This window comes from Segetibacter aerophilus (genome assembly GCF_007991655.1).
Lineage (GTDB): Bacteria > Bacteroidota > Bacteroidia > Chitinophagales > Chitinophagaceae > Segetibacter > Segetibacter aerophilus.
The window spans coordinates 1-1,370 of record NZ_BJYT01000070.1; the positions used below are offsets into that span (position 1 = coordinate 1).

The 1,370-nt window shown below is 45.3% G+C and carries 1 protein-coding gene; it reads right to left on the reverse strand.

The window, feature by feature from the left end:
- Positions 1 to 1,370, reverse strand: a 1,370-nt coding sequence (locus tag SAE01_RS24295) for a condensation domain-containing protein (protein WP_246113332.1), incomplete at both ends; no start/stop codon positions are given.

The following is a 1,370-nucleotide window of genomic DNA, read 5'->3' on the forward strand; positions in this document are numbered from 1 at the left end:
ATTTACACTGAAGGATGTAAGTAGCTCCTGCTGCTCTGCTGCTGAAAGCATCGGTAGCTGTCCTACTTTTTGAAGCGGGTCTTTTGTTACAGATACCAGCAATTGTTTGAAGTGAGACATCATCTTTTCTATGGTCTCTGCTTTAAACAAATCGGTGCGGTATTGTACCATACCCTTTAAACCGCCTGCTGTTTCATTTACAAAAAACGTGAGGTCAAATTTTGAGATTGTATGTTCATAGCTTTCTCCTGATAAGGTGAGTTCGCCTAGTTTTAGTTGTGGTGCCTCGGGGGTGTTTTGCATTACCAGCATTACCTGGAACAACGGGCTTACCCCGGGGTCTCTTTCTTTTACAACTACTTCTACCACTTTTTCAAATGATACTTCCTGGTGTTCGTAAGCACCCAGTGTCGTTGCTTTTACCTGACGTAGTAAGTCTGTAAAGGTGGCATCTCCTTTTACTTCATCTCTGAATACAAGGGTATTTACAAAGAAACCTACCAGCTCTTCTATTTCTTGTTGTGTTCTGTTGGCTATAGAAGCTCCTACACTTATGTCCTGTTGGCCGCTGTAGCGGTACAGCAATACTTTAAACGCTGCAAGCAGGGTCATGTACAGGCTGCCCCCTTCCTGCTGGCTTAGCTTATGCAGCTGGGTGAGCACTTCCTTGTCTACTGTAAAAGTAGTAGTGGCTCCTGTGGTGCTTCTGAGTGCAGGTCTTTTATAATCTGTCGGTAGCTGAAGCGGTGAGGCATCTTCAAGCTTGGTCTTCCAGTAGTTGATCTTTTCTTCTAATAGCTCGGGGGTAAGGTGGCTGCGTTGCCAGATGGCATAGTCTGCATACTGTAACTGAAGTGGCCTTAACTGTGCTTCCCTGCCTTCAACAAAGGAGCTGTATAACTCCGCTAATTCTTTTATAATAATCGGTATCGACCATGCATCGGAGGCGATGTGGTGCATCGTTACTACCAGCACATGCTCTTCTTCTGCCAGCTTTATCAGCTCGGCGCGAAGCATATCATCCTTTGATAAATCAAAGGGCTTACTTGTCAGCTGTTTTACATAGTCACGCAGAGCATTGTTGTCGTTTTGGTACTTCTTGCCTTCGATAACTGATAAGTGCCAGCCTCCCTTCTCTTTTATAAATTGATAGGGCTGTCCGCCTTGCTCTTTGAAAACTGTTCGCAATACTTCGTGGCGGTCGACTATCAAGGATAAAGCCTGCTCGAGAGCAGAGATGTTTAATTGACCGCTGAGGCGTAAAGCCGCCGGAGTATTGTACTCCACACTACCCTCCAACTGGTCCATAAACCACAAGCGCTCCTGGCTGTATGATAATGGAATTAATGAAGGTCGGCTTTGAACTGAAG